At 63.1% G+C, this 26648-nt stretch carries 18 protein-coding genes and 1 pseudogene; 13 read left to right on the forward strand and 6 right to left on the reverse strand.

Going from position 1 to position 26648, the window contains the following annotated elements; translation table 11 throughout:
• Nucleotides 1-341: 341 nt before the first annotated feature.
• Genes FW789_RS05470 through FW789_RS05505 form a run of 8 tightly spaced genes read left to right on the forward strand, consistent with a single transcriptional unit; the run spans nt 342 to nt 11365 of the window.
• Nucleotides 342-2441 carry a TonB-dependent receptor family protein gene (locus tag FW789_RS05470; protein ID WP_446431102.1) on the forward strand — a complete coding sequence of 700 codons (2100 nt, stop codon included), beginning with the start codon at nt 342-344 and terminating at the stop codon, nt 2439-2441.
• Nucleotides 2441-4162 carry an ABC transporter substrate-binding protein gene (locus FW789_RS05475; protein ID WP_446431103.1) on the forward strand — a complete coding sequence of 574 codons (1722 nt, stop codon included), beginning with the start codon at nt 2441-2443 and terminating at the stop codon, nt 4160-4162. Before FW789_RS05470 ends, FW789_RS05475 begins: the two co-directional genes overlap by 1 nt.
• The gene (locus FW789_RS05480) at nt 4159-5091 is read left to right on the forward strand and encodes an ABC transporter permease (protein ID WP_446431104.1); all 933 of its coding nucleotides are present in this window, start codon (nt 4159-4161) and stop codon (nt 5089-5091) included. Before FW789_RS05475 ends, FW789_RS05480 begins: the two co-directional genes overlap by 4 nt.
• Nucleotides 5092-5110: 19 nt before the next feature.
• A complete protein-coding gene (locus FW789_RS05485) occupies nt 5111-6367 on the forward strand; it encodes an acyl-CoA dehydrogenase (RefSeq protein ID WP_340610805.1) in 1257 nt (418 codons plus the stop codon).
• A 14-nt stretch (nt 6368-6381) separates the two neighbouring features.
• Complete coding sequence (locus tag FW789_RS05490; RefSeq protein ID WP_340610803.1) at nt 6382-7761, forward strand: LLM class flavin-dependent oxidoreductase; 1380 nt, start codon at nt 6382-6384, stop codon at nt 7759-7761.
• A gap of 13 nt (nt 7762-7774) precedes the next feature.
• The gene (locus FW789_RS05495) at nt 7775-8830 is read left to right on the forward strand and encodes an NADP(H)-dependent aldo-keto reductase (RefSeq protein ID WP_207074144.1); all 1056 of its coding nucleotides are present in this window, start codon (nt 7775-7777) and stop codon (nt 8828-8830) included.
• A gap of 13 nt (nt 8831-8843) precedes the next feature.
• A complete protein-coding gene (locus tag FW789_RS05500) occupies nt 8844-9716 on the forward strand; it encodes an ABC transporter permease (protein WP_446431105.1) in 873 nt (290 codons plus the stop codon).
• Entirely contained in the window at nt 9713-11365 is a 1653-nt protein-coding gene (locus FW789_RS05505; protein ID WP_446431106.1) for a dipeptide ABC transporter ATP-binding protein, read from the forward strand. Before FW789_RS05500 ends, FW789_RS05505 begins: the two co-directional genes overlap by 4 nt.
• A 3-nt stretch (nt 11366-11368) precedes the next feature.
• On the opposite strand, the gene FW789_RS05510 is transcribed toward FW789_RS05505, so the two are convergent.
• Nucleotides 11369-11980, reverse strand: coding sequence for a cell wall hydrolase (locus FW789_RS05510; protein WP_446431107.1), 612 nt, complete (start codon nt 11978-11980; stop codon nt 11369-11371).
• A 179-nt stretch (nt 11981-12159) separates the two neighbouring features.
• Here FW789_RS05510 and FW789_RS05515 point away from each other — a divergent pair, with 179 nt between their 5' ends.
• Nucleotides 12160-14103, forward strand: coding sequence for a S8 family serine peptidase (locus FW789_RS05515; RefSeq protein WP_446431108.1), 1944 nt, complete (start codon nt 12160-12162; stop codon nt 14101-14103).
• Nucleotides 14104-14153: 50 nt separating this feature from the next.
• Here the strand turns inward: FW789_RS05515 and FW789_RS05520 are convergent, their stop codons facing one another.
• The gene (locus FW789_RS05520; RefSeq protein WP_446431236.1) at nt 14154-14909 is read right to left on the reverse strand and encodes a methyl-accepting chemotaxis protein; all 756 of its coding nucleotides are present in this window, start codon (nt 14907-14909) and stop codon (nt 14154-14156) included.
• Between the two features lie 102 nt (nt 14910-15011).
• A pseudogene (locus FW789_RS05525) lies at nt 15012-16400 on the reverse strand (HAMP domain-containing protein); the annotation flags it as partial.
• A gap of 124 nt (nt 16401-16524) precedes the next feature.
• Here FW789_RS05525 and FW789_RS05530 point away from each other — a divergent pair.
• Nucleotides 16525-17844, forward strand: a complete 1320-nt coding sequence (locus tag FW789_RS05530; RefSeq protein ID WP_207074140.1) for a Na+/H+ antiporter NhaC family protein — start codon at nt 16525-16527, stop codon at nt 17842-17844.
• A gap of 9 nt (nt 17845-17853) precedes the next feature.
• Here the strand turns inward: FW789_RS05530 and FW789_RS05535 are convergent, their stop codons facing one another.
• Together FW789_RS05535 and xthA are read right to left on the reverse strand one after the other, a co-directional pair.
• Nucleotides 17854-18861, reverse strand: a complete 1008-nt coding sequence (locus FW789_RS05535) for a FecR family protein (protein WP_446431109.1) — start codon at nt 18859-18861, stop codon at nt 17854-17856.
• 141 nt (nt 18862-19002) lie between these two features.
• A complete protein-coding gene (gene xthA, locus FW789_RS05540; protein WP_446431110.1) occupies nt 19003-19815 on the reverse strand; it encodes an exodeoxyribonuclease III in 813 nt (270 codons plus the stop codon).
• 161 nt (nt 19816-19976) lie between these two features.
• On the opposite strand from xthA, the gene FW789_RS05545 reads away from it, so the two are divergent.
• Genes FW789_RS05545 through FW789_RS05555 form a run of 3 tightly spaced genes read left to right on the forward strand, consistent with a single transcriptional unit; the run spans nt 19977 to nt 26093 of the window.
• On the forward strand, nt 19977-20639 hold the full coding sequence (locus FW789_RS05545; protein ID WP_103437172.1) for a GNAT family N-acetyltransferase: 663 nt from the start codon (nt 19977-19979) through the stop codon (nt 20637-20639).
• A gap of 40 nt (nt 20640-20679) precedes the next feature.
• Nucleotides 20680-22422 carry an autotransporter assembly complex protein TamA gene (locus FW789_RS05550; protein ID WP_411561746.1) on the forward strand — a complete coding sequence of 581 codons (1743 nt, stop codon included), beginning with the start codon at nt 20680-20682 and terminating at the stop codon, nt 22420-22422.
• Nucleotides 22419-26093, forward strand: a complete 3675-nt coding sequence (locus FW789_RS05555) for a translocation/assembly module TamB domain-containing protein (RefSeq protein ID WP_446431111.1) — start codon at nt 22419-22421, stop codon at nt 26091-26093. Before FW789_RS05550 ends, FW789_RS05555 begins: the two co-directional genes overlap by 4 nt.
• A gap of 9 nt (nt 26094-26102) precedes the next feature.
• On the opposite strand, the gene FW789_RS05560 is transcribed toward FW789_RS05555, so the two are convergent.
• Nucleotides 26103-26642 carry a DUF2589 domain-containing protein gene (locus tag FW789_RS05560; protein WP_103438763.1) on the reverse strand — a complete coding sequence of 180 codons (540 nt, stop codon included), beginning with the start codon at nt 26640-26642 and terminating at the stop codon, nt 26103-26105.
• Nucleotides 26643-26648: the final 6 nt, after the last annotated feature.

Consider the following 26648-nt stretch of genomic DNA (forward strand, 5'->3'; position numbering starts at 1 on the left):
CGATGCGTGAGTAAAAAGCACCTTAATTGTTGCTCGGCTGTCGGCATTCAAACACTTAAGGTTATATGTTAATTACTCAAATTAAGGACTGAAGTAGTCTTTGCAAAATTGCTCTGATGGCCGTGCTTGAGCGCTTATTGGAAAGATATCCGCAACTGTTGGCTGAGCAACAGGGTGGCAACAGTTTGTGCTGGAGCACAACTAGGCAAGGCGCCTGAAGGCCAGTAAACAGGTAGTTTAATAGCTGGCACGACACCTGCAGTACTCACTTTACAAGCATTCAACGGTGGCCCTCGAAACAGCGAGGTGCGGCGGTGATATATATAAAGGGAGTATCAGCATTGCGTGCGAAAGTTCGACTTACCGGTCACCCGCTGGGCAACGCCGCCAGTGTGGCAGTGCTGATGGCGCTGCTCACCCCCTCGGTATTTGCTGCCGGGGAGTCCACCCTCGGCACAGTTACCGTCACCGGCGCCGCAGCCAGTGGCGCTCAGAAGAATCAGAAGCGCCTGCAGAAGGTTGCCGGCAATACTGCAGTGATCGACAACCGTCAGGTCGAGCAGGGCCGTGCTGCCAATGCCGAAGACGTTCTCGCCCTGCAGCCGGGGGTGTTCGCCCAAGGCACCAGCGGCACCGCCGCGAACAAGATTTCGATCCGCGGTTCCGGGCTCAATACCTTCTATCAAGGCTACGTGCTGGGCACCAAGTTTCTTTTCGACGGCCTGCCGATCACCGGTCCCGGCGGCACTCAAGAAGACTTCCTCGACATGCAGGGCATCGACCACACCGAGGTCTTATACGGCGGCAACGCCTCTGAGTACGCAGCGCTGTCGCTGGGCGGTGCGATCAATTTCGTCAGCAAGACCGGGCGCACCGACCCGGGTAATTACGCCCGCTTCGAGGTGGGCAGCTACGGCTACCGCAAGCAACAGCTGAGCACCGGTGGCGTTGTCGGCGACAGCGACTATTACATCAACGTGCTGCACAACGAGCGCGACGGCTATCAGGACCAGGCCAACAACGAAGGCCGCGGCCTGGCTGCCAACTTCGGTCACGTATTCAGCCCCAAGCTGGAAACCCGGCTGTTCGTCAAATACCGCGAGGAGCAACTCACCAACGGCAACACGCTGACCCGCCAACAGCTCAAGCACGACCCGCGCAGCAATAGCGCCCCGACCGGACGGCGCAAGGACGGCACCACCTTCATCGGCAACAAGACCACCTACACCTTCGACGATGGCAACAAACTCGAAGTCGGCGCTTCATACAACAACTACCCCTTGCTCAACGGCTGGCGCTACTCGCCCACGCCCCAGGACTGGCGCTCCAAGGACATCAACCTGACCCTGCGCTATTTCCGTACCGGCGACCGCCTGTTCGGCCTGCCCAGCGACAGCAGCATCATCTTCAGCAACACCCGGGCTTCGCTGGCTGACGTCAAGTCGCACAATCGCAGCACCGGCGCGAAAATCCAGGAGACCAACTACACCGGCTCGCGGGACACGGTGCTGACGTTCGGCAACGAGCTGCAATTGACCGATGCTCTGTGGCTGTCCTCCGGCTTGTCGTTCGTCAATATCCGCCGCAAGGCCGAGATCGAAGGCACCACGCTGACCACGGCCAACACCAGCAACCTGCCGACCCGCGTTGAATATGTCGAAAATGATCTGGCGCCGCGGCTCGGCCTGCGCTATCAGATCAACCCCGAATTCCAGCTGTTCGGCAATGTCAGCCGCAGCATCGACCCGCCGGTGACCTGGCAGTTGGGCAGTACTGGCAACCCGTTCCTCTATGATGTGCGGCCACAAAAAGCCACCACCTTCGAAGTTGGTGTGCGCGGCAGTCATGGCATCTTCGATGGCAGCCTGACCCTGTACCGCTCGTGGGTACAGGATGAGCTGCTGACCGTGGTGGTGCGCCAGGCCAGCGCCACCCAGGACCAACTGACGACGACCTCGAACGCCAGCCCGACGATTCACCAAGGCATCGAAGCCGGCCTCAATGCGCTGCTCTGGACCGGTGCCAGCGGCGATACCCTCGACCTGCGCCAGGCCTACACCCTCAACGACTTCAAGTACCGCGACGACGACACCTTCGGCGGCAACGAACTGCCAAGCCTGCCGCGCCAGGTGTACCAGGCTGAACTGGCCTACCGCCAGGCCAGCGGTTTCTACGCCTCGCTCAACCTGCGCGCAGCCTCCAGCTATTACATCGATTACGCCAACACCTGGCAGGCGCCGTCGTACCTGCTGTGGGGGGCCAAGGTCGGCTTCCAGGCGCCGAGCCGCAAGTGGGAAGTGTTTGCTGACCTGCGCAACCTCACCGACCAGCGCTACGCCAGTGCGGCCAACACCGCCTACAACGCCAACGGCCGCGACTCTGCCAATTTTTATCCGGGTGATGCGTTCTCAGTCACCACCGGCGTAGCGGTGCGCTTCTGATGCCGGCTGCCCAAAGGCACATGCTGACGCCGATGCTGCTGGCCAGCGCGCTGCTGTTCGGCGGCTGCTCGCCACCCGCGCCGCCGCACACGGCAAGCAGCCTCAAAGGCGAGGCGGTGACGGCCGTCAACGGCATCATGCGCTACCCGGCGAGTGATTTTGTCGAGCAGCGTGAGGGCCTGCGCGGTGGCACCTTGCGCGTGTCTGCCGCCACCGATTCGGGCAGCTTCGACATCCACGGCTTGTCCCACGGCAACATGCAGTGGTTGGGGCGGATCCTGTTCGATTGCCTGGTCTATCAGGCCGAAGACGGCACGCTGACGCCCTGGCTGGCGAAAGCCTGGGATATCAGTGCCGATGGGCTGACCTATACCTTTCACTTGCGCGATGACGTCACCTTCAGCGACGGCGCGCGGTTCGATGCCGAGACAGTGCGGCTGAACCTTGAGCACATGCGTGACCCGGCGACCAAGTCGCCGCTGGCGGCCGCTTATATTGCGCCTTACCTCAAAGGCCGGGTGATCGACGAGTTCACCTTCGAGGCGACCCTGCGCGAGCCTTACGCGCCGTTCCTCGACGTGCTCTCGCAGGCATGGCTGGGCATGATTTCGCCGAAGCAGATCCTGGAGGCACCTCGTAGCATCGCGACCCGGCCGATCGGCAGCGGGCCGTTCGTGCTCGACAGCTACGTGCGTGACCAAGGCGCGATGTTCAGCCGTCGCGCTGGCTATGATTGGTCGCCGCCGGCCATCAAACATCAGGGCGAGGCTTATCTGGATCGGCTCGAACTGAGCTATGTGCCCGAGGCGATGATCCGCTACACCGCACTGGAAGCCGGCGACAGCGACATGGCCCTCGACGCACCGCCGCAGAACGCCGCTGCGATCCGCGCCAACCCGCAATTGACCCTGCGCAGCCGGATCCGCAAAGGCAATCCTGCGCGCAGCATCACCTTCAATGTCGAGCGGGTGCCGTTTGACGATGTGCGGGTGCGCCAGGCCATGGCCAAAGCCATCGACCGCGACGGCCTGGCATGGATATCGGGCTTTGGCGAATTTCTCGCCAAGGGCGACTATCTCGCCGTGAATACCCCAGGCTATGACCCGGTCGCGCAGGACGCACTGACGTTCGACCCGGCCACAGCCAATCGCCTGCTGGATGCGGCCGGCTGGACCGAGCGCGCTGCCGACGGCGTACGCATGCGCAACGGCCAGCGCCTGCAAGCGACCTTGCTCACCTATGACAACCCGGCGTTTCCGGCCAACGTTGCAGTGGCGGTACAAGCCGATCTGCGCAAGATCGGCTTTGCCATGGCCATCGATGTACTGCCGCTGACGCGGGTCATGCAGCTGCGCTACGCCGGGGAGTTCGATGCAATCGGTGGCGGCTACTGGCACACCAATACGGCTGACGGCCTGTACATCCTCTCTCACAGCAATGCCATTCCCAGCGCGCGTTTGATTGGTCAGAACGTTGGCCATTTTCGTGATGCGCAACTGGACCAATACCTGGGCGAGGCGCGCCGCAGCACCGACCCGCAGCGGCGTCGCGAGCTCTATCGGCTGGCCCAGCAACGGCTCGGCGAGACCGTGCCAGCAGTGCCGTCGGTAGAAAGCCAGATGCTGCTGGCCTACCGCAAGGCCGTCGGCGGCGTGCTGTTCGACGGCTCACACAATGTCCCTCTGTTCACCAGCGCGTGGCTGGCCAAGGAGCAACCATGAAGTTAGTGGCGACGGTACTGCGCCGCCTGCGCGATGGTGTGATTGTGCTGTGGGCGGCGGCCAGCCTCACTTTTCTGGGCATGCAGCACAGTGGCGGTGATACCGCGCTGGCGATTGTCGGCGGCCCGGATGCGATGCCCAGCGCCGAGCTGTTGGCCCAGGTGCGCGCCGAGTACGGCCTTGATCAGCCGCTGTGGCGGCAGTACCTGAGCTACCTGGGACGCCTTGCTCAGGGTGATCTTGGCGAGTCGTACCGCTTGCGTATCCCGGTAGTGCAGGCGATCGGCGAGCAACTCGGGGCGACCTTGGCCCTGGCCAGCACTGCAGCGTTGCTGGCGGTAGTGCTGGCCCTGGCGTCGGCGCTGCTCACCGCCAACCGCGGACGGCGCTTGCGGGCGCTGGTATCGGGGGGCGAGTTGGTGCTCTCGGCGGTGCCCAATTTCGTCATCGGGACGGTGCTGCTGATCGCCTTTAGTTTCTATTTCCACTTGCTGCCGCCGTCCGGCTCGGCCGGCTGGCAGTCGCTGCTGCTGCCCAGTCTGGCGCTGGGTCTGCCCATCGCTGCGCTGCTGGCGCAGGTGCTGCGCCAGTCACTGGAACAGGTGCTCGAGCAACCCTTCATCACTCAGGCACGCGCCCGCGGCATGTCCGATACCGGCGTGCGCCTTCGGCATGCCTTGCGTCACGCGCTGGTGCCGTTGGTGACGCTGGCCGGATATGTATTCGCCAGCCTGCTCGGCGGGGCGGTGGTGCTCGAGCTGCTGTTCGGCCGCCAGGGCATCGGCCGCTTGATGCTCGACGCGACTGCCAACAAGGACGTGCCGCTGGTGCTCGGCGTGACCTTGCTGGCTGCTGCCATCTACGTGCTGGTCAATCTGCTGGTGGACCTGTTGACCCAGGCCATCGACCCGCGCACTGCCCACCATTGAATCCGCGAAAGGAACCGTCATGAGTCATCCATCGAACACTGCAATCACCGATGCCGAACTGGACGCGCGGTTCGGCCCGATCTACACCCGCATCGCCGCCGGCGCTGTTGAACGCGAGCAGCAACGAGCCCTGGCCCATGAGCCAGTGGCCTGGTTGCGCGCAGCGGGGTTTGGCGCGCTCAGGGTCCCGCAAGTCCACAGCGGGCTGGGCGCCTCGCTGCCGCAGTTGCTGCGCCAGCTGGTGCGCCTGGGACAGGCTGATTCGAATCTGCCGCAGATCTTTCGAGCGCACTTTGGCTTCGTCGAAGGTCGCCTGTCGGCAGCCGATGCTGATTCGCAGCAGTACTGGTTTGCCCGCGTTGCGGCCGGTGAGCTGTGGGGTGCGGCCATGGCCGAGCGCACTGAAAGCACCAGCAACACGGTGCAACTGAGCGACAGCGGGGAGGGCGGCTATCGCCTCGATGGCGAAAAGTATTACTGCACCGGCACGCTCTACGCGGACTGGGTTGCAGCCGTGGCCAACCATGGCGACGACTTCGTCAGCCTGGCGGTGCCGACCCGCGCGGCCGGGGTTGAAGTGGTCGATGACTGGGACGGCTTTGGCCAGCGCCTGACCGGCAGCGGCACCACTCGCTTCAACCACGTTGCCGTCCCCGATCGGCACATTCTGCGTCGTTTTGCCAAGCGCGAACTGCGCGCCGAGTCGTACCTGACGGCGTTCTACCAGGCCGTTCACCTGGCCACCCTGGCAGGCATCGCCCGGGCTGTCCTGGCGGATGCCGTGGGCTTTGTACAGGGCCGCACCCGCGCGTTCGGCTTGCCCGGCCAGTCGCGACCGGCTGACGACCCACTGGTGCAGCAAGTGGTCGGGCGCCTGTCGAGCCTGGCCTTCAGTGCCGAGGCGCAGGTTGGCGCGGTTGCCCAGAGCCTGCAGGCTGCATTTGCAGCCGGCCAGCTCGGCGCGGTGCCGGAGCAGCTCTACACCGATGCCGAAGTGCACGCCTTCCAGGCGCAACAAATCGTTTTGCCGCAAGTACTTGAGGCGACCAGCTTGCTGTTCGAAGTCGGCGGCGCTTCGGCCACCAGCAACCAGCGCCGGCTCGACCGCCACTGGCGCAACGCGCGCACCCTGGCATCACACAATCCGGCGATCTATCGCGAGCAGGCGCTGGGCAACTACTACCTCAACGGCATCAGCCCGGCTGCCGCCTGGCGGGCCAAACAGTCGGCAGCCAGTGACGTGCAGCCTGCCTTCGATGAAGCCAGCGCTGTCTGAACAGGAGCAACCCCATGACGCAAGCAAAACAGATGAGCCTGGGCATGAACATTCTCGGCTTTGGCTCACACTCCGGCGCCTGGCGTCAGGGCGAGGCTGGGCTGAATGCCTACATCGACGTCGACTATTACCGCAACATCGCGCGCATCTGCGAACGTGGCTGCCTTGACGCGATCTTTCTCGCCGATGGCCCGGCATTGCCACCGGATGTCGCCAGCCAGCCGGGCGGGCGCCTGGAGCCGACCCTGCTGCTTACCGCCGTGGCAGCGGCCACCGAACATATTGGCGTCATCGCCACCTGTTCCAGTACCTACAACGAGCCGTTCAACCTGGCCCGGCGGATCGCCTCGCTGGATCACATCAGCGGCGGCCGTGCCGCCTGGAACGTGGTCACCAACGCCGGCGATGCCGCCGCGCAAAACTTCGGCCTCAGCGGTGCGCCGCTGCATGTCGACCGCTATGGCCGTGCCGAGGAATTCGTCGAGGTAACCCTCAAACTGTGGGACAGCTGGGAGGACGACGCGATCATTGGCGACCGCGCCACAGGCCGCTTTGCCGACCCGAGCAAAGTGCACACGGTGGACTTCAAGGGCGAGCACTTTCAGGTCAAGGGCCCGCTCAACCTGCCACGCTCGCCGCAAGGCCGGCCAGTGCTGGTCCAGGCCGGTTCGTCCGAAGGCGGCAAAGCGCTTGGCTCACGTTATGCCGATGCGATCTTCACCACCCAGACCACCTTGCCCGACGGCCTGGCCTTTTATCGCGAGATGAAACAGCGGGCCAAAGCCTGGGGCCGCGACCCGCGGCACTTGAAGATCATGCCTGGGCTGTCGACGGTAATCGGCAGCACCGAAGCCGAGGCCCACGCGCGCTTCGACCAGCTCAATGCCTGGCACGGTGAGCACGGCTTGTTGCAGCAGGTGGCCGGGCGGATCGGCATTGATGCCCGCGAACTGGACCCGGACGCGCCGCTGCCCTGGACGCAAATCGGCGCTGTAGCGGACTTCGAGCGCGGCTCGCATGGGTTTCTCGAGGCGCAACTGAACTTGGCCCGGCGCGAGAACCTGACCATCCGCGAGCTGTCGCGGCGGATTCTGGTCGGCCACCGTTTGGCGGTGGGCACGCCCGAGCAGGTTGCCGACACTCTGGCCGAATGGTTCCTCGCTGGCGCCGGCGATGGCTTCAACATCATGCCGGACATGTTTCCGTCGGGCGCGCAGGTGTTCGTCGAAGAGGTAGTTCCGCTGCTGCAGAAGCGTGGTTTGTTCCGCCGCGAATACCAGGGCCGCACCTTGCGCGATCACCTCGGCTTGCCCAAGGCCGTCAATCAGTACACCCAGGCCAGCAGCGCAGAGCTATCGGCTGGCCTGAGCCCTTCGCCTTCCGTCATTTATTGAAAAGGATCACACCATGCAGTACCGCCGCCTGGGCCACACCGACCTCAACGTCAGCCTGCTCAGCCTTGGCTCGATGACCTGGGGCCACCAGAACACCGAGCAGGATGCCCACCAGCAACTGGACGCCGCCGTCGCCGCCGGGATCAATCTGATCGATACCGCCGAGATGTACCCAACGCCGACCCGGGCCGAAACCTGGACCACCACGGAGCGCTTCATCGGCAGTTGGCTTGCTGCACGCGGTAACCGCGACAAACTGGTGCTGGCAAGCAAGATTGCCGGGCCGTCGCGTGATCCTGCCGGGCAGACGCACATTCGTGACGGCCTCTCGCACCATGATCGGCGCAATATCGTTGCCGCGCTGGATGGCAGCCTCAAACGCCTGCGCACCGATTATCTGGACCTGTATCAGCTGCACTGGCCGGACCGCACCACCAACTTCTTCGGGGCGCGTGAATACCCCTACGTGGATGACCACCCAGACAGCGCCGCAATCGCTGAAACCTTGGCGGTGCTCGACGAACAGGTCAAAGCCGGCAAGGTCCGCCATATCGGCGTTTCCAACGAAACACCGTGGGGCGTGGCGCAGTTCCTGCGGCACAGCGAACAACGCGATTTGCCGCGCATTGCCAGCATCCAGAACCCGTATAGCTTGCTCAACCGCCTGTATGAGAACGGCTTGTCGGAGTTCAGCCACCGTGACGGCGTGAGCTTGCTGGCGTATTCACCGCTGGCGTTCGGCACGCTGACCGGCAAATACCTCGATGGCGCACGCCCCGAAGGCGCGCGCCTCTCGTCGGTGTACCGCACCTTCAACCGCTACGACAGCAGTGAAGCCAACAGCGCCATCGCCAGCTATGTGCAGATCGCCGCCAAGCGAGGTTTGAGCCCAGCGCAGTTGGCGCTGGCCTTCGTCATCCGTCAGCCGTTCGTAGCCAGTGCCATTACTGGCCAGACCAGCCTGGCACAGTTGCACGACAACCTCGGTGCGCTGGAGCTGCAACTGGATGACGACCTGCTGGCCGAGATTCAGGCTGTGCATCGGCGTACGCCAAATCCGGCGCCTTGAGCCAGGAGGTTGCATGAACGCGATCATTCCCGCTGCCCAGGTGCAGACGCTGACAACCAGTGCGCGACTGTCGCGCTGGCGCCCTGCGCGGCCAGGGTTATGCCTGGCCTGGGCGACCATCGGCTTGCTGTTGCTGGCGGTGGCAATACCTGGCTGGCTGGCGCCGGCCGATCCTTTGCTGGCTGATGCGCGCCTGGCCTATCAACCGCCCAGCAGCCAGTTCTGGCTGGGCACCGATGAGAATGGACGGGATGTGCTCAGCCGGCTCATTCACGGTGCGCGCGCCTCTTTGCTGATCGGTTTGACGGCGACCTTGCTCGGGCTGGGCCTGGGCACGTTGCTCGGGTTGCTTGCCGGCCTCGCACCGCGCTGGCTGGATAACCTGCTTATGCGCGCGGTGGATGTGCTGCTGGCATTTCCCGACCTGCTGCTGGCGCTGGTGGTGATCACGCTGTTTGGCCAGGGCACGACCAACTTGATCATTGCCGTCGGCCTCGCCGCAGTGCCGCGCTATGCCCGGCTGGTGCGCGCGCAGACCTTGAGCATCCGCCATGCCAGCTTCGTCGAGGCGGCACTGACCCTGGGCCGGCGGCCGCTGGCGGTGGTGTTTGCCCATGTCCTGCCCAATGCGGTGCAACCGGTCCTGATCCTCGCCTGCATCGGCCTTGGCGGGGCTATCACCGCCGCTGCCGCGCTGAGTTTTCTCGGTTTTGGCGCTCCGCCACCGGCACCCGAGTGGGGCGCGAGTATGGCAGTGGCACGCAATTTCATGGCCAACGCGCCCTGGCTGATGGCCTGGCCGGCGCTGGCAATTACCTTGACTGTGATTTCCATCAGCGCCATCGGCCGAGACTGGCTACGGCGCAGTGAGGGCAAAGGCCTATGAGTGGTTTGAATACGGCGTCGGCACTGGTCGACATCCGCGACCTGCGAGTGAGCTTCAACGGTGTAGCGGTGGTACACGGAGTCGATCTGCAGGTGCGCGCCGGGCAGTGCGTGGCGTTGGTTGGCGAGTCGGGCTCGGGCAAGAGCGTCACTGCCCGCAGCCTGGTCGGCCTGGCGGGCCCCGGCGCGCAGGTGCAGGCGCAACGGCTGGAGTTTGCCGGGCGCGACCTGCGTGTATTCGACCAGGCCGACTATCAACGCCTGCGCGGCGCGCAGATCGGTTTCATCATGCAGGACGCACTGGGTTCGCTCGACCCGTTGCGGCGGGTGGGTGGCGAAATCGAAGAGGCACTGCTGCTGCACTCTGACCTGGGCGCGGAGGCACGTCGTCTGCGGGTGCTGCAGTTGCTCGCCGAGGTCGGCGTGCCTGAGCCGCAGGTGCGCGCTCAGCAGTATTCGTGGCAGTTGTCGGGTGGCCTGCGTCAGCGCGCGTTGATCGCTTCGGCGATGGCCTGTCGGCCGCGCCTGCTGATCGCTGATGAGCCGACCACGGCGCTTGACGCGACCGTGCAGGCACAGATTCTGCGCCTGCTTGAACAACTGCGCGATGAGCAGAACAGCTTGTTGATGGTCAGCCATGATCTGGCGGTGGTGGCACGGTTGGCCGATTGGGTGGTGGTGATGCGCGGCGGACATGTAGTGGAGCAGGGCAGTGCCGAACAGATTCTGCAGGACCCGCAAGACCCTTACACCCAGCGCCTGCTCAGCGCCGCGCGTGCCGTCCATTTGCAGCGCCCAACCCAGCCTGCGCTGGCGTTGGTTGAGCCCAGTGCCAGCAGCATTGAACAGCCGGTATTGCTTGCTGCAAGCGGGCTGGGCAAATCCTTTGCCGGCCCCGACGGCAGCGTCCGCCAGGTGTTGAACGAGGTGTCGTTGCAGTTGCGCGCCGGGCAAACCCTGGGTGTGGTCGGTGAGTCCGGTTCTGGCAAAAGCACCCTGGGGCGCATCTTGCTCGGTCTGGAGCAACCCGACCAGGGCCGGGTCGAGTTCGCCGGTAGCGACTGGTTGGCGCTCGGCGCCGAGCAGAAGCGGCGGGCGCGGCAGGGCATCCAGGTAGTGTTTCAGGACCCGCTGGCTTCGTTCGACCCTCGCTACAGCGTACTGCGCGTACTCAGCGAAGCGCTGGCGCTGGCCGGGGTGCCGCGCTCCTTGCAGCGGGCCGAGGCGGTGGCGTTGTTGGAGCGTGTGCAGTTGCCTGCCAGCGTGCTTGAACGGCGCCCGCTGGAGCTGTCCGGGGGCCAGCGTCAGCGCATTGCCATTGCCCGTGCACTGGCGATGAAACCGCGCCTGTTGATCTGCGACGAACCGGTGTCGGCGCTGGACGTGTCGGTACAGGCACGCATCCTCGCCTTGCTGGCTGAACTCAAGGCCGAGCTGAACCTGGCCTGCCTGTTCATTTCCCATGATCTGGGTGTGGTCGAGCAGGTCAGCGATCATGTGCTGGTGATGCAAGCGGGCAGGGTGGTAGAGCAGGGTAGCGCCGCTCAGGTGTTGGGCCAGCCGCGCCATGCCTATACCCGGGCGCTGCTGGATGCGGTGCCGACGTTGCCACCTGCGCAGCCACTGTGGGTGCGCCGCCTCGCGGTATAGGGCTCAGCGCGCCAGTGCTGGGTTGGGCTTGTAAAAAAGGAACAGCCTGGTCTCGGCAGTCTTGCGGTAAGCCTTGGCCCAGGCTGGCCGCGCCGAGCGGTCGTGGAAATACAAGGCGCCATTGGTAGTGTCCTTGAGCTGCTGGTTGAGCGCCTTGCGGGCGATTTCCTTGGCAATGTCGTAGCGGTCCTTTTCCTCGACCTGGTCAGGGCGCCCGTCGCACCACCAGGAAAACTGGCAACTCTTGCTTTCGACCCCCTGCTTGACCACGCCGCAGATGGTGTCAGGGAAACCGTCCTGGCCGAGGCGATTGAGCACCACGCTGGCGACTGCGCTCATGTCTTTGGCATCGGCCTGTTTGGCCTCCCAGTAGATGGTGCGGGCCAGGCAGGTGATGCTGTCGTCCATCGGTGCCTGGCCATTGGGATCGACCGCCATGACCTCGCCTGAAGTCAGTGCCTCGTTTTTTTTCGGCGGTGGTGCGTCGTTGACGACCTTTTTCTCGAGCGCTTCGGCCTTGTCTTCGGCGACCGCGGCTGTGGGTGCATCGGCGGCAAGGGTGGGGCCTGCGAGCAGGGCCATAAACAAAGCAAAAATGATCGCTGACGCGCGCATGACGAGCCTCGCAGGTGGGTGCTGGAGGTCAGTCTAGCTGCCGCTGCGTTGGGCTGCCGCAACCTGGACTGCGGGCTGCAGAGGAACCGCTTCGTGCTGGGAGGCGGCGGGATACGGCGCAATCATTGTTGTTCGGCCGCCCGCAAAGGAGGCGGCTGCACTTGAAGGGAAGCCGCCTGATGAGCATCGATATCGAAATCCTCTACTACCGAAACTTCAATTTCGATGGCAAGTTTCACTTGCGCTGTATTGGTCCAGACCTGGACAAGATCAAGCGTATTCGCTACGTGCTGCGCGTCATCAACGCGCGAGGGCCCAAGCGACTGCACTCCTTCACCTCAAGCTCCCAGGTTGACAGCGGGCTGCTGGTTGACCATGGCTGTCCGGCCATTCTCAGCACCGATCTGAGGCACGGCCGCTTCGAGATAACCGCAAGCATCACCCTGACCGACGAGCAGATCATCCAGCTTGACCTGCCCTCCGATGCTGATGCCACCATCACTTGGCCAACGATGGTGATCGAGATCCAGCCCGAAGAAGCCGACCGGCGTATCCTGGATCGGGTCCCGCTGACGGGAGCCTCGTTACGCGTCAAACGTTCTGCAGCGCCGCCTGAAACTGGGCCCAGGCCTGTTTACGACCCACTGCTGGCCGGGTTCAGCGGACTGCCCGACGGCACTGCCGAAAAGGCTCTGCCGGCGCTGCTGGTCAAGTTCGGCAAGGACGGTTTTGCCTCCTTCGTTGCCGATCTTGAGCCGGACAGCCGCTCGAGGCTGGTCCGTCTGTGGCCGAACCTCAAGCAGGTCATCCAGCTGCAGCCGGTGCTGAGCGCGGAAGAGCATGACGACGACGCGCTTGCAGTGCTGCGCGATTACTACCTGCTCGCACAGCCAGCAAGCATGTTCAACGATACCTTCATCGCGCTGCTACGAACCCTGGCGGCGCTGGACTACGTCGAGTCGCTATCCATCCCGCCCGCCGAGCAGGAACCCGGAAACCTCATTGCCGCGGCGCTCGCTGCGCTAGTAGCGACACTGATCACGGGTGCGGCGGTGGTAGCGGGTGATGACGCTCACGACGAATCGCAACCGACGCCGGACTTCGATGCGCTGCAGACTTACCTTGATGCACCGACCGCCTCGCACAAGGGGATGAACATCCGCAGCGTCTGGAGCAAACAGGTGACCGGCAAGGGCACCCGCGTGCACTTTTCCGATGGGGGCTTGTTCGCCAGACATGAGGACCTGCGCGGGACTGATCGGCTACGCGTGATCAGCGACCAACCCAACGCAGACCCGGCCCACGGTACCGCATCGGTGGGCCTGCTGTTTGCCCAGGCCAATTCGTTCGGCATGAACGGGATCTGCCATGATTGTGAGCTATACCTGTACGACAATCGGGCCATCGACCACCGCAAATACCCCCGCACGCCCGCAGACCTGCTGCGCCAGGTACGCGCAGGCGACATCGTCGCCATCAACAGGCAAAGCGCCAGCATCCATGTACTCAGCACCTTTTTGCCGTCGCTGCACGAGCGCGACTGGTGGGATGTGTGCGAGGCGCTGACCGCGCGCGGCGCGGTCGTGGTCAATGCCGCCGCCAATGGCAGCAATCAGTCGCTGGCGGACAAGGGTACGGCGCTGGGGCACGGTGTCGATCTTGGCCAATGGCCTTACTTCGACGACCATGGCGATGCCTCGACCATTTTGGTAGGGGCCTGCCAGTCGTGGGACGGCAAGCCTCATCAGTACTCCAATTACGGTTACCGCTATCGAATGCTCAACGCGTGGGGTGATAGTGTCGCCACGCTGGGCTACGGCAAGCTACAGGACAAAAAGGGTGACGACCGAGACTACACCAACAGCTACGGTGGCACCTCCAGCGCAACCCCTTTGGTAACGGGTGCCCTGAGCCTGATTCAGTCCTACGCCATGCGCCAGCATCATGTCTATCTGAATGCCGACCAGATGCATTTGCTGGTGATGGCGACAGGTTATCAAGACGCGACCTTGCCTCTGACCGATGTCCAGCCGATGGGCAGAAGGCCGAACGTGGAAGCCGCGTTGGCGTTGCTCGACCGCCTGCTCGGCGGCGGCAGCTTCAGCGCCCACGACGAGCTGTAGCGGTTCGGATCAGCTACGGTCCGGGCTGCGTGATGTGCCAGACGCAGCAGTCAGACTCTGAACTGGTCCATCAATGCTTGCTGCTGGTTGGCCAGTTGATTTAGCGACTGGCTGACCCGCGCCGACTCGTTGGCCTGGCTTGACAGTGACTCGGTTACATCGCGAATGGTCGCGACGTTACTGTTTATCTCTTCCGCCACTGCGCTCTGCTCTTCGGCAGCGGATGCAATCTGCAGGTTCATGTCGGTGATCACCGTGACTGCCTGGCCGATCCGTTGCAGCGCAGTGACCGCCTGACCGACTTGCTCGGCGCCGCCCTGGGCCTGGCGGTGGCTACTGTCCATGGCGTCGACTACTTCACGCGTGCCAGCTTGCAGCGCCTCGATCACCTGGCGAGTTTCTTCGACCGATTCCTGTGTGCGCCGGGCCAGATTGCGCACTTCATCAGCGACGACGGCGAAGCCGCGCCCGGCTTCGCCGGCGCGGGCTGCTTCGATCGCCGCGTTTAGGGCGAGCAAGTTGGTTTGTTCGGCGATCGAACGAATCACCTCGAGCACCGAGCCGATTTTTTCGCTGTTGCCGGCCAGCCCTTCGACCTGGGCCATGGCACTGCTCATGTTGGCCGCCAGGCTGTCGATGCTGTCGGTAGTCTGGCCGATCACGGCCAGGCCTTCACGGGTGGCCAGGTCAGCTTCGCGGGCGGCCTGAGCAGCTTGCGCTGCGCTGCGCGCGACGTCCTGCGCGGTAGCACTCATCTCATGCGAGGCCGTGGCGGCCTGGTCGACCTGGCGGTACTGCTGCTCCATACCGGCGCTGGTCTGGCTGGCAATCGCAGCAGACTGGTCAGCTGTGCCCCGGGCGGCCTGCACCGAACGTTTGACGTCGGCGATGGTTGGCTGCAGCTTGTCGAGGAAACGGTTGAACCAGCCAGCCAGCTCACCGAGTTCGTCGCGCTTGTCGTACTGCAGGCGGCGGGTCAGGTCACCTTCACCGCTGGCGATATCCTTGAGCATCGCCGCCACGCCCAGAATCGGCCGGGTGACGCCTCGCGCCATCAGCCAGACCAAGAGCAAGCCGGCCAACGCAGCGCCCAGGCCCAGCCCCAGCTCAAGCAAGGTGCCGCTGGTATTGAGTGCGTCGAGCTCGTTCTTCAGCGCTTCGGCAGGGCCGGTCAGGGCGCTTTGCGGCACGTCGAGCAATACGCCCCACGGCTTGCTGCCGGGAATCGGCTGAAACGCTGCCAGCACTTTCAAACGCTGCTCGGCGTGAACAATCTGCAATTTGCCGTCCGCCAGCTTGCGCACCAACTCGGCGCCTTGCGCGGTATCGACCTGGTCGAAGCGCTGGGCCAGCTTGCTTGAGTCGGCGCTGTAGCCTGCGAGCAGGCCGACCGGGCTGAGGATGCCGACCGTGGTCTGGCCTTGATAAAGGCCGCGGCTGGCTTCTTCGCTCATGGCCTGCAAGCTGCTCAGGTTGATGTCGACCGACAGCGTGGCAATCACCTTGCCCTTGACCGACAGCGGGAAGACGATGCTCGTCATCAACACCTGTTGGCCGTCGATGGCGTAGAAATACGGCTCGACCACGCAGACCTTGCCGGTGCTGCGCGGGCATACCCACCAGGTGTTGGCCGGTTGCCCGCTGGGGCCGGTTTCGATGTTGGCCATGTCCAGTTCAGGCAAGGCCATCGAGGTCAGTTTGCCGGCCTGCGGTTGCGACCAATACAAGGCAAAACGGCCGGTTTCGTTGCTGCCCAACTCGTGCTGATTGGTGAACAGGCTGTCCTTGCCATCCAGCGCGTCAGGCTCGAACACCAGCGACAGGCCGAGCAGCTCAGGGTTGGCCAGCAAGGCGCTGCGCACTTGTGCGGTCATGTCTTCGCGCAGGTCAAAGGCGTCCAGATAACGTTTTTCCGCCTGCTCGCGCAAGAACAGCACCTGCCGAGCAAAACCTGCGCCGTACTGGTAGGCATCCATGAACTGGCGACGAATGTTCAGCGCCTGCACTTCACCCTGCGATTCGATGCGCGCTTGAGCTGAATCGGAGAGCATCTTCATGCTGCTGGCCTTTACCAGGTCGGAGCTGTGGTCCATGCGGTACAGGGACAGACCGACCAGTAGCGTGACGATGGCGGCCAGGCACAAGCCGGCGAGCAGGGTGATCTTCCACTGGATGGACAGTTGTCGCAGAGGCATTTTGGGAAAGTCCCTTGTAATAGGTCTGCACTCTGTGTCGGCGACCACAGGATTTTCTTTATTCAAACGTTCAATTGAATTCGGCCTTGGCCGATTTGACATCTGTCGACTCGCCCTTCAGAGTGTGCGCCCTTCGCATTGCACCCCTCTGGACCGGCCGCTGCCTGTGTGCAGCCTGACGCCGGTGCCAATGCCTTCCGTCTGTCGTAACGAGGTAGTCCACACCATGAATGCAGTCATTGCCGCGGTCGGCATCATGCTGATATTGAGCCTGTCCCGCGTGCATGTGGTGATCGCATTGATCATCGGTGCGCTGACCGGCGGCCTGGTCGGCGGCCTGGGTATCGAGGGCACGTTGAAGGCCTTCAATGGTGGGCTGGGCGGCGGCGCTACGGTCGCGTTGTCCTACGCGCTGCTTGGCGCGTTTGCCGTAGCCATTGCCAAATCGGGCCTGGCTCACGCGCTGGCAGATCGGGCCTTGAACATGATCGAGCGCCAGGGCCATAGCGAGGGTGGCAAGGTCAAATGGTTGCTGATCGGCCTGATGCTGGTGGTGGCCGTGTCGTCGCAGAACATTCTGCCCATTCACATTGCCTTCATCCCCCTGTTGGTGCCCCCGCTGTTGTATGTGCTGACCCGACTGCGCATCGATCGGCGGCTGATTGCCTGCGTGATCACCTTTGGCCTGATCACGCCGTACATGTTCCTGCCGGTTGGCTTTGGCAACATCTTCCTCAATCAAATCCTGCTGGCCAATGTCAGCCGCGCCGGGGTCGACGTCAGCGCGGTCAACGTTACCCAGGCGATGGCCATTCCTGCGGCCGGCATGCTCGCCGGGCTGCTCCTGGCAGTGTTCGTCAGCTACCGCAAGAAACGCGACTATGACCTGGCGAAAATCGAACAGGTTGAGCAGGTCAGTGTCAGCTACAACCCCTTGACGCTGATGGTCGCTGGCCTGGCGATCGCAGCAGCGTTCATCATTCAGCTGTGGCTGGATTCGATGATCATCGGCGCCATGGTCGGTTTTCTGATCTTTTCGCTGTCGGGCATCGTGCGCTGGAAAGATACTGATGATCTGTTTACCGAAGGCATGAAGATGATGGCCATGATCGGCTTCATCATGATTGCCGCCTCGGGCTTTGCCGACGTGATGAAGGCAACCGGCGAGGTCAACAGCCTGGTCCAGGCCTCTGCGCAGTGGATCAGCCACAGTAAGGGCGTTGGTGCCTTGTTGATGTTGCTGGTGGGCTTGCTGGTGACTATGGGCATCGGCTCGTCGTTCTCTACCGTTCCCATTCTTGCCGCGATCTTCGTGCCGCTGTGTGTGCAACTGGGCTTCGATCCAGTGGCTACAGTGTGCATCGTCGGCACAGCGGGTGCGTTGGGTGACGCCGGGTCGCCAGCATCGGATTCGACCCTGGGGCCTACTTCGGGCTTGAATGTGGACGGCCAGCATCACCACATCTGGGACACCGTGGTGCCGACCTTCCTCCATTACAACCTGCCACTGCTGGCCTTTGGCTGGCTTGCGGCGATGGTGCTCTGACGCCCTGCGTCAGCCCTTGTTGGTCAACGGTGTGATGCGGTTGAGGACGGTGCTACCGTCCTTGCTGCGAGTCAGGTAGACCGGCAGCACCTTGGGCAGGTTATCGACCATGCGCTTGACTTCGCGGGTGTTGTACACGCCGCTGACGCGGATTGCGCCGGTGCTGTCATCGGCCAACAGCAGCGGGCGCTCCAAGTAGCGGTTGATCACCGGCAGGGCCTGGGCCAGGCTGAGGTTGTCCAGCACCAGCTTGCCACTGCGCCAGGCCAGGCTGTTGTCGGCGTCATCAGTCTGCGCCAGGGTCGGCTCGAAATCGCCAGCGTGATAACTGGCTTGCATGCCCGGGCCCAGTCGATAGCCGCCATCGTCACCGTGGCTGCTGACCAGTACCGAGCCTTCAACCAGCGTCACCTTGACCTCGTCGTTGTACTTCCAGACGTTGAACTGGGTCCCGGTTACTCGCGTCTGGCCGTTGCCGGCGCGCACGATGAACGGGTGGGCGGTGTCGTGGGTAACCTTGAAAAACGCCTCGCCGCGGGTAAGCGTGACCTGGCGTTGATCTTTGTAGTTGAAGAAGCGCAGTTCGCTGTGCAGGTTGAGCTCGATCTGGCTGCCATCGCTCAGCTGCAACTGGCGCACCTGATCGGTAGCTTCGAAATGCTGGTAGCGATTGGGTAGCCAGCCTTGCTCCCAACCGACCCAGCCAGCCAGCGGCAGGGCCAGCAGGGCAATGGCTGCAGCCGAAGCGAATGGCCGCCAGTGGCGTGGCTGCGCCTTGCGTACAGGGCGGGCGCCGATCTCGACGACAGCCGTGCGGCGTGGCAACAGGTCAGCGGTCTGCCAGATTTCCTGCATTGCGCGGTATTCATCAAAGTGCCGCAGGTCGGCCGCCAGCCACAGATCAAATGCCTCGCGCTCGGCCGTCGTGCAGTCATCGGCATGCAGGCGCATGCACCAATGCGCCGCAGCGTCGGTGATGGCATCGTCCTGGTTGGGGGTCAAGCGGTCCTGATTCATTACGGCTCCCGGTTTTGCGCATTCTACCCCTGCCAAGGGGGTCCCGAGAACCGAGATAATGGCGAATGACTATCAGATACGCGATATTTCGTCAGCTTTGCCTATCTGCGCACGCTGTTCAGCGTCCGCAGCGCTGATTTATCAGGCCAGCTCTAGCCAGATCGGCGCGTGATCGGAAGGTTTTTCCATGCCGCGCAGGTCATAGTCAACACCAGCGTCCTTGAGTCGTGGCAGCAAGCCACTCGAAGCCATGATCAGATCAATGCGCAGACCGCGCTTGGGCTGGTCTTCAAAGCCGCGGCTGCGGTAGTCGAACCAGCTGAAACGGTCGCTGACCTGCGGGTTCAGGTAGCGGAAGCTGTCGACCAGGCCCCAGTCCTTAAGACGCTGCATCCACTCACGCTCCTCTGGCAGGAAACTGCATTTGCCAGTCTTCAGCCAGCGCTTGGCGTTGTCAGCGCCGATGCCAATGTCGCAATCTTCAGGCGAGATGTTGACGTCGCCCATCACGATCAGCGGCTGCTGATTATCGAACTGGCCTTCGAGCAGCACCTGCAGGTCGCTGTAGAAGCGCTGCTTGGCGGGGAACTTGGTGGGATGGTCGCGGCTTTCTCCCTGCGGGAAGTAGCCGTTCATGATGGTGATCGGGGTGCCGTTGGCGTCGGCGAAGGTGCCCCAGATGAAGCGCCGTTGGGCGTCCTCTTCGTCAGTGGCAAAACCCTTGTGCAGTGCCAGCGGCGCCTGGCGCGAGAGCAAGGCGACGCCATAGTGGCCCTTCTGGCCGTGGTAATGGACGTGGTAGCCCAAGGCTTGCACGTCAGCCAAGGGGAACTGCTCGTCACTGACTTTGGTTTCCTGCAGGCCGATAACGTCTGGCTGATACTTCTCGATCAGCGCCGCCAGCTGATGCGGACGGGCGCGCAAACCGTTGATGTTGAACGAGACGATCTTCATGGCGAGGCAACCCTGGTAAAACTGCGGATGCTATCGAACATCGGCGCTCATCGCCAGCATGGTGGCGCTGCCTCAGGCCTGTTGACCTGCGCGCAGCGGTGAACCAACCCGCGCTGCCTCGCCTCCAAGGTGTACGTTCACTCCATGAAGGTTTAACTGCAATGCCCGACGATATCCGCGCAACCGCTCGCACCTGTTTGCTCGACAAGGGCTACCGCCGCGAGGTGCGCGCTGTGCTGTACGAAGTCTATCGGCAAGAGCCGACCGTTGCCTATCTGTTCGAGGCGCAGCGCCCTGGCTATGAACGGCGCCTGCGCGCCATGATTCGGGCATGGGTGCGCCAGCACTTCTACCTGCAGCTACCGGCAGTGGGCCTGATGGTCGAAGACCGTCTGGCCGGGGTGGCGCTGATCGTGCCGCCACTGCGGCGCCTTGGCGTGGCTGACAGTTGGATGTGGCGCTTGCGCATGATCATCGGCACCGGCCTGCGCTGCACCCGCCGCTACCTGGATTATCAGGCAGCGTTGGTAGGGAGCTTGCCGTCAGATCAGGTACATATGCTGCCACTGCTGGGCGTGCACCCTGACTTCAGGAGTCAGCAGCACGCTGAGCAATTGTTACAGGCTGTTCATGACTGGTGCGCCGAGGAGCCAGGCAGCCATGGTGTGGTGCTGGATACCGGCAATGCGCGTTATCTGGCGTTTTACAAGCTTCAGGGGTATCAGGAGATTGGCGAAATAGCTATAGGTCCAGTCACTGAGCGGGTGTTCTTTCATCCCAATCCTTTGTCATCCAGATCAGTAACAGCGGGACCTGCCAGGTAGACGGCTCCTTTGCGCGCCAAGCTCTGGTAGCATGCGCGGCATGACGTATTCAGGAAGATTGACCTGGGGCCTGATCATCCTGGCCGCCAGCAGCACAGTATGGGCCCAGAGCGAACTGCTGGTGCGGGTCAAACCCGCCAACAAGGCGCTCAAGGCGAATGTCGAAGGCTATATTGGCAGCCTGGGAGACCGTGACGAGGACGCGTTGCTGCGTTTCAGTCGCGGTGCCGAAGAGCAGGCGCGCAAAGCCGCGCAGGCACTTGGCTACTATCAGGCCCAGATCGACACCGAGGTCAAAGCGCCGACCGGGCCTGACCAGCATCCGCAATTGATCATTCGCATTGACCCCGGTGAGCCGGTGCGCTTGCGCAATGTCACTGTGCGCATCGAGGGCCCGGCCACCGAGCTGAAGAGTTTTCGTGTGCCTGATAGCGCCGCGCTGCGCCCAGGCGAACGCCTCAATCATGGTCTGTATGAAGACGCCAAGCGCCTGATCCAGAATCAGGCTTCGCGTTACGGCTTTTTCAAAGGGCGCTTTACCAGCCAGCGCCTGGCCGTAGATCCGCAGGCCGGCGTTGCCGACATCGAACTGGTGTATCAAAGCGGGCCACGCTTCCAGCTTGGCGCCGTGCACTTTGCCGGCGACACGCCGCTGGACCAGGACCTGCTGCAGCGCATGGTGCCGTTCAAGGCCGGTACGCCCTATGATTCCGAGCTCATCGCGGAACTCAACAACGACCTGCAATCGAGCGGCTATTTCGAAGGCGTGCGGGTCGATGCGGCGCCCACCGCTGCGGTGGGCGAACAGATCCCGGTCGAGGTCAGCCTGGAAACCCGCAAACCACGCACCATGGGCCTGGGCCTGGGCTTCTCGACCGACGTTGGCCCGCGCGGCAAGGCCAACTGGACCCGCCATTGGGTCAACCCGCAGGGTCACAGCTATGGTTGGGAAACCGAACTGTCGGCGCCGCGGCAGAACGTCGGCCTGTGGTATGACATACCGCTGGATCCGCCACTGACCGACAAACTGCGCTTCGCCGGTGGCTACCAGAATGAAGAGATCGCAGGCACCGATACCGTCAGCAAGCTGCTCACCGTTGGCCCTGAATGGCACAGCAAGCTGCCCAGCGGCTGGCAGCGGGTGGTGTCGCTCAAGTATCAGCGCGAAGAGTACAAGCTGGGGGATGACTCCGGTTTGAGCAAGCTGCTGATGCCTGGGGTAAGTTACTCGTACCTGCGCAGTGACAACCGCATCGACCCGCACAATGGCTACCGTCTGCAGTTCGATGTGCAGGTGGCCAAGGAAGGGCTGATGTCTGACACCAACCTGCTACACGGCAACGTCCTGCTCAAGGGCCTGACTACCCTGGGCCAGAATCACCGGCTGCTCGGCCGGCTGCAATTCGGTGGCAGCGCCACCAACAGCTATCAGAGCAAGATTCCGCCCTCGTTGCGCTTCTTCGCCGGTGGCGACCAAAGCGTGCGTGGTTACGACTATCAGACCCTGTCTCCGAAAAACAGCGACGGCGACCGTATTGGTGGCCGCTACATGGTGGCCGGTAGCGCCGAATACCAGTATTCGGTGGCCGAGAAGTGGCGTATCGCGACCTTTGTCGATCAAGGCAACTCGTTCAACTCGCTGGATCTGCCCAGCCTGAAAACCGGCGTCGGTGTCGGCGTACGTTGGGTGTCGCCGGTCGGGCCATTGCGCCTGGACCTGGCCAAGGCACTGGACGACGACGGCGGCATCCGCCTGCACTTCTCGATGGGGCCTGAGCTGTGACGCGTGCTTTGAAGTACATATTAATCAGTCTGCTGGGCTTTGCGCTGCTGATCGCACTGAGTCTGAGCCTGCTATTGGGCACGCAAGTCGGTAGCCGCTGGGCGCTGGGCCTGGTGCCAGGGCTGACGGTCGACGACTTCCAGGGCCAGCTTGGCAGTAACTGGCAGGCCAGTCGCTTGAGTTGGGACGACGGCGCCAGCCGGGTCGAGGTGCAGGCACCGCAGTTGAGCTGGTCGCCGCTGTGCCTGCTGCGGGCCACCCTGTGTATCAAGCGCCTGCAGGCTGAGCGCATCGACATGGCATTTGCCGCCAGTGAAACCGTAGCCGACAGCAACCCGCTGCAGTTACCGACGCTGCGCCTGCCAGTGGCTATCGAACTAGGCGAAGTGAAACTTGGCCAACTGCGCCTGGATGGCAGTGACCTGCTGGGTGACCTGCAGCTTGCGGCGCACTGGAGCAACAATGGCCTGCGCATCGATACCTTGCAGTTGCAACGCGATGACCTGCATGTGAGCGTGCAGGGCGACGTGCAGCCTGAGGGCGACTGGCCAGTGCAACTGACTGGCAGCGTGCAGCTGCCGCCGGTAGAGGGGCAGGCCTGGCAACTGGCGCTGAATGCCACCGGCGAGCTGCAGAAGACACTCAATCTGGACGCAACCAGCACCGGCTACCTGAACGCCCGCCTTACCGGTGAACTGCAGGCTTTGGCGGAGCACCTGCCAGCCAGACTGCGGCTTGAGTCGGCCGCCTTCAAGCCGGTTGCGACGCTGCCGGATACCTTGCAGCTCGAGCAAATCAAGCTGGATGCCGTGGGCAATCTGGACAAGGGCTACCAGCTCTCCGGCTCGGCCAATCTGCCGGCCGAGCAGGGGCCTATAGGTCTGCTGTTGGCGGGCAAGGTCGACGCCAAAGGCGCCCGACTGGATGCTTTGGACCTGAACGCCAGCGACAGCCAACGGCTCAAACTGCAAGCCAATGCCGACTGGCAGCAGGGGCTGATTGCCGATGCCAAAGTCGATTGGCAGGACTTCCCGTGGCTGCGTCTGTATCCGCTTGAAGAAGCGCCGCAAGTGGTGCTCAAACGGTTGACTGCGGATGTACAGTACCGCGATGGCAACTATCAAGGTTCGTTCAAGGGTGATCTGGACGGCCCGGCCGGTGCATTCAATTTGAGTAGCCCGTTCGAGGGCGACTTGAGCCAGGTACGCCTGCCGCAATTACTGCTCAGCGCGGGGCAGGGCAAAGCTGCCGGCAGCGTCATCGTCGGTTTTGCCGAGAAGATTAGTTGGGACGTCGACCTGCAGCTTTCAGCGCTCGATCCAGCCTACTGGCTTGCCGAGCTGCCAGGCACGCTCGCCGGGCCTCTGCGCAGCAAGGGCGAAATGCACAACGAGCGCCTGCAACTGAGCGCCTTGCTCGACCTCAAAGGCCGCTTGCGCGGTCAACCAGCAGTGCTCAAGGCCGAGGCCGAGGGGGCTGGCGACAGCTGGACACTTGGCGCCCTGGCCATCCAATTGGGCGACAACCGCATCAACGGCAGCGGTAGCCTGCAGCAGCGCCTGGCCGGCCGGATCGATCTGGATATGCCGCGCCTTGGCCAGCTGTGGCCCCGCTTGCAGGGCCAGGTCAAAGGTCGCCTCGACCTCGCCGGCACCCTGCAAGCGCCGCAGGGCACTTTGAGTATGCAGGGGCAGCAACTGGCTCAGGCAGACAACCGTGTACAACGACTTGATCTCGATGCCCGGCTGGACAGCGCCCAGCGCGGCCAACTCACCCTCAAAGCGGGCAATATTCGCCTGGGCGAGACTTCGCTTGGCGATCTGAACATTGCCGGCAAAGGCGATATTCGCCAGCAGGCCGTGACGCTGGCGCTGGCGGGCCCGCAGCTCAAGCTCGACCTGGCTGCCGACGGCCAACTGGCCAAGGGTGACTGGCGTGGTCGTCTTGCCAGCGGTCGGATTCAAGCTGGCGGGCAGGACTGGCAGTTGCAGGCGCCGGCCCGTTTGCAGCGCTTGGCCAACGGTCAGCTGGATTTCGCTGCCCATTGCTGGCGCTCGGGCCAGGCCAGTCTGTGTGGCGAAGACCAGCGCCTGGCGCCGGAGCCGCGGCTGCGTTACCACCTCAAGCAGTTCCCGATCGAGAGCCTGGCACAGTGGATGCCAAAGGACTTCGCCTGGCAGGGGCAGCTCAATGCCGATATCAATCTGGATATTCCTGCCGCCGGACCCAAAGGCACGATACGTGTGGATGCCAGTGGCGGCACCTTGCGCGTGCGCGATGGTCAGCGGTGGCTGGATTTCCCGTACCAGGTCCTGCGCCTGGACAGTACGCTCAATCCGCGTCGCATCGACACGGTGCTGAACTTCCGCGGCGAGCGCCTTGGCGAGCTCGCGCTGACAACCCGTCTCGACCCGTTGGGCAAGGACAAGCCGCTGTCTGGCGATTTTCGTCTGAGCGGGCTCGACCTGGCGATCGCGCGGCCATTCGTGCCAATGGTCGAGCGCCTTGCCGGGCAGCTCAACGGCAGCGGCCGTTTGTCTGGCTCTTTGCTTGCACCGCAAGTCAATGGCACTCTGGCCCTCACTGGCGGCGAAGTCAGCGGTGCGCAGCTGCCGGTCAGCCTGCAGGATCTGTCGGTGCAGGCGCTGATTGCAGGGGAACAGGTTCAGTTGCAAGGCGGCTGGCGCAGCGGTACAGCCGGTCGCGCTCAGCTCAGCGGCAACCTGACCTGGGGCCAGGCGCTGGCGATGCAACTGCGCTTGCAGGGTCAGCAACTGCCAGTCACGGTCGAGCCTTATGCCACGTTGGAAGTAGCCCCTGACCTGACCATAAGCCTTGAAGGCGAACAGCTTGCGGTCAAGGGCAAGGTATTGGTACCCAAGGGTGCAATCACCGTACGTGAGCTTCCACCCTCCACGGTCAAAGTGTCCGACGATACGGTCATTATCGGCAATCAGACCGAACAGGGCACGCCGCCAATGGCCATCGCCATGGACGTCAATGTTGAGGTCGGCCAGGACAAACTGTCGTTCAATGGTTTTGGTCTGACGGCCAACTTGCGCGGGCACGTGCACATTGGTGACAACATGGATACCCGTGGCGAACTGAGCCTGGCCGATGGCCGGTATCGCGCCTACGGCCAGCGCCTGACAATCCGCCGTGCACGGCTGTTGTTCGCAGGTCCTATCGATCAGCCCTACCTGGATATCGAAGCGATTCGTCAGGTTGACGATGTGATTGCCGGTATTCGTCTGAGTGGCAGCGCTGAGCAGCCGACCACCCAGGTGTTCGCCGAGCCAGCGATGAGCCAGGAGCAGGCCTTGTCTTATCTGGTACTGGGGCGGCCGCTGGGTGGCTCCGGCGAAGACAACAACATGCTCGCCGAAGCAGCCCTGGGTCTGGGCCTTGCCGGCAGCGCCGGGCTCACTGGCAGCCTGGCGTCCAACCTGGGCATCGAGGACTTCCAGCTCGATACCGAAGGCTCGGGCAACACCACCAGCGTGGTTGCCAGTGGCAATCTGACCGAGCGCCTGAGCCTGCGTTATGGGGTGGGTGTATTCGAGCCGGCCAACACCATCGCTCTGCGGTACAAGCTGAGCAAGAAGGTATATCTGGAGGCGGCCAGTGGCTTGGCCAGCTCGTTGGATATCTTCTACAAACGCGACTTCTGATCGAGAGGGTCAGCGTACGCTGGCCGCCTCGACATATTCGTTGCTGTCTGCTCCAGGTGGCTGCGGGTTGTCGCGCGGCGTGGGTACGATGAGGTTGGTGTATTGCTCGATCAGACGATTGAGCGCCTCAGGCGGCTCGCATGCCTGGAACTGCATGCGGATCTGCACTTCGTCCGGGTCGCGGCCATCGCCGCGGCGTGCTTGTGCTCCAATGCTGACCTTGAAGCGAGCGCACGCATGCGCATCGGCCGCTTCGGCCAGCGCAGTTTTTATCTCTGTGCTCCTTACCCGGACCGAAAGGTCCACCTGCATACGCTCCAGGGCCAGCCCCTTGGGCGCCACCAAGGTAATCAGCGGCACTCTGATCATGTGCTGACCATCCATGGCCACCTCGACCATTTTGGCTTTCATCGGTGCGCCGAGGGCGTCGGGGTCATGATCGAAAAACTGATCGAACAGGGTGATGTACTGCTGGGCGATCAAGCTGTTGGTGGCGGCTGCGGCTTCCTGCAGACCGCGGGTGATGTCGCGCAGGTCACTGCAGAGCATGGGCGC

The organism is Pseudomonas sp. 1121_17, assembly GCF_052850745.1.

Excerpts from the sequence above, each read along its gene's own strand:
- FW789_RS05475 (WP_446431103.1), top strand. The coding sequence starts at position 2,441 with ATGCCGGCTGCCCAAAGGCACATGCTGACGCCGATGCTGCTGGCCAGC.
- FW789_RS05480 (WP_446431104.1), top strand. The coding sequence starts at position 4,159 with ATGAAGTTAGTGGCGACGGTACTGCGCCGCCTGCGCGATGGTGTGATT.
- FW789_RS05485 (WP_340610805.1), top strand. The coding sequence starts at position 5,111 with ATGAGTCATCCATCGAACACTGCAATCACCGATGCCGAACTGGACGCG.
- FW789_RS05490 (WP_340610803.1), top strand. The coding sequence starts at position 6,382 with ATGACGCAAGCAAAACAGATGAGCCTGGGCATGAACATTCTCGGCTTT.
- FW789_RS05495 (WP_207074144.1), top strand. The coding sequence starts at position 7,775 with ATGCAGTACCGCCGCCTGGGCCACACCGACCTCAACGTCAGCCTGCTC.
- FW789_RS05500 (WP_446431105.1), top strand. The coding sequence starts at position 8,844 with ATGAACGCGATCATTCCCGCTGCCCAGGTGCAGACGCTGACAACCAGT.
- FW789_RS05505 (WP_446431106.1), top strand. The coding sequence starts at position 9,713 with ATGAGTGGTTTGAATACGGCGTCGGCACTGGTCGACATCCGCGACCTG.
- FW789_RS05510 (WP_446431107.1), bottom strand. The coding sequence starts at position 11,980 with ATGCGCGCGTCAGCGATCATTTTTGCTTTGTTTATGGCCCTGCTCGCA.
- FW789_RS05515 (WP_446431108.1), top strand. The coding sequence starts at position 12,160 with ATGAGCATCGATATCGAAATCCTCTACTACCGAAACTTCAATTTCGAT.
- FW789_RS05520 (WP_446431236.1), bottom strand. The coding sequence starts at position 14,909 with ATGGAGCAGCAGTACCGCCAGGTCGACCAGGCCGCCACGGCCTCGCAT.
- FW789_RS05530 (WP_207074140.1), top strand. The coding sequence starts at position 16,525 with ATGAATGCAGTCATTGCCGCGGTCGGCATCATGCTGATATTGAGCCTG.
- FW789_RS05535 (WP_446431109.1), bottom strand. The coding sequence starts at position 18,861 with ATGAATCAGGACCGCTTGACCCCCAACCAGGACGATGCCATCACCGAC.
- xthA (WP_446431110.1), bottom strand. The coding sequence starts at position 19,815 with ATGAAGATCGTCTCGTTCAACATCAACGGTTTGCGCGCCCGTCCGCAT.
- FW789_RS05545 (WP_103437172.1), top strand. The coding sequence starts at position 19,977 with ATGCCCGACGATATCCGCGCAACCGCTCGCACCTGTTTGCTCGACAAG.
- FW789_RS05550 (WP_411561746.1), top strand. The coding sequence starts at position 20,680 with ATGACGTATTCAGGAAGATTGACCTGGGGCCTGATCATCCTGGCCGCC.
- FW789_RS05560 (WP_103438763.1), bottom strand. The coding sequence starts at position 26,642 with ATGCTCTGCAGTGACCTGCGCGACATCACCCGCGGTCTGCAGGAAGCC.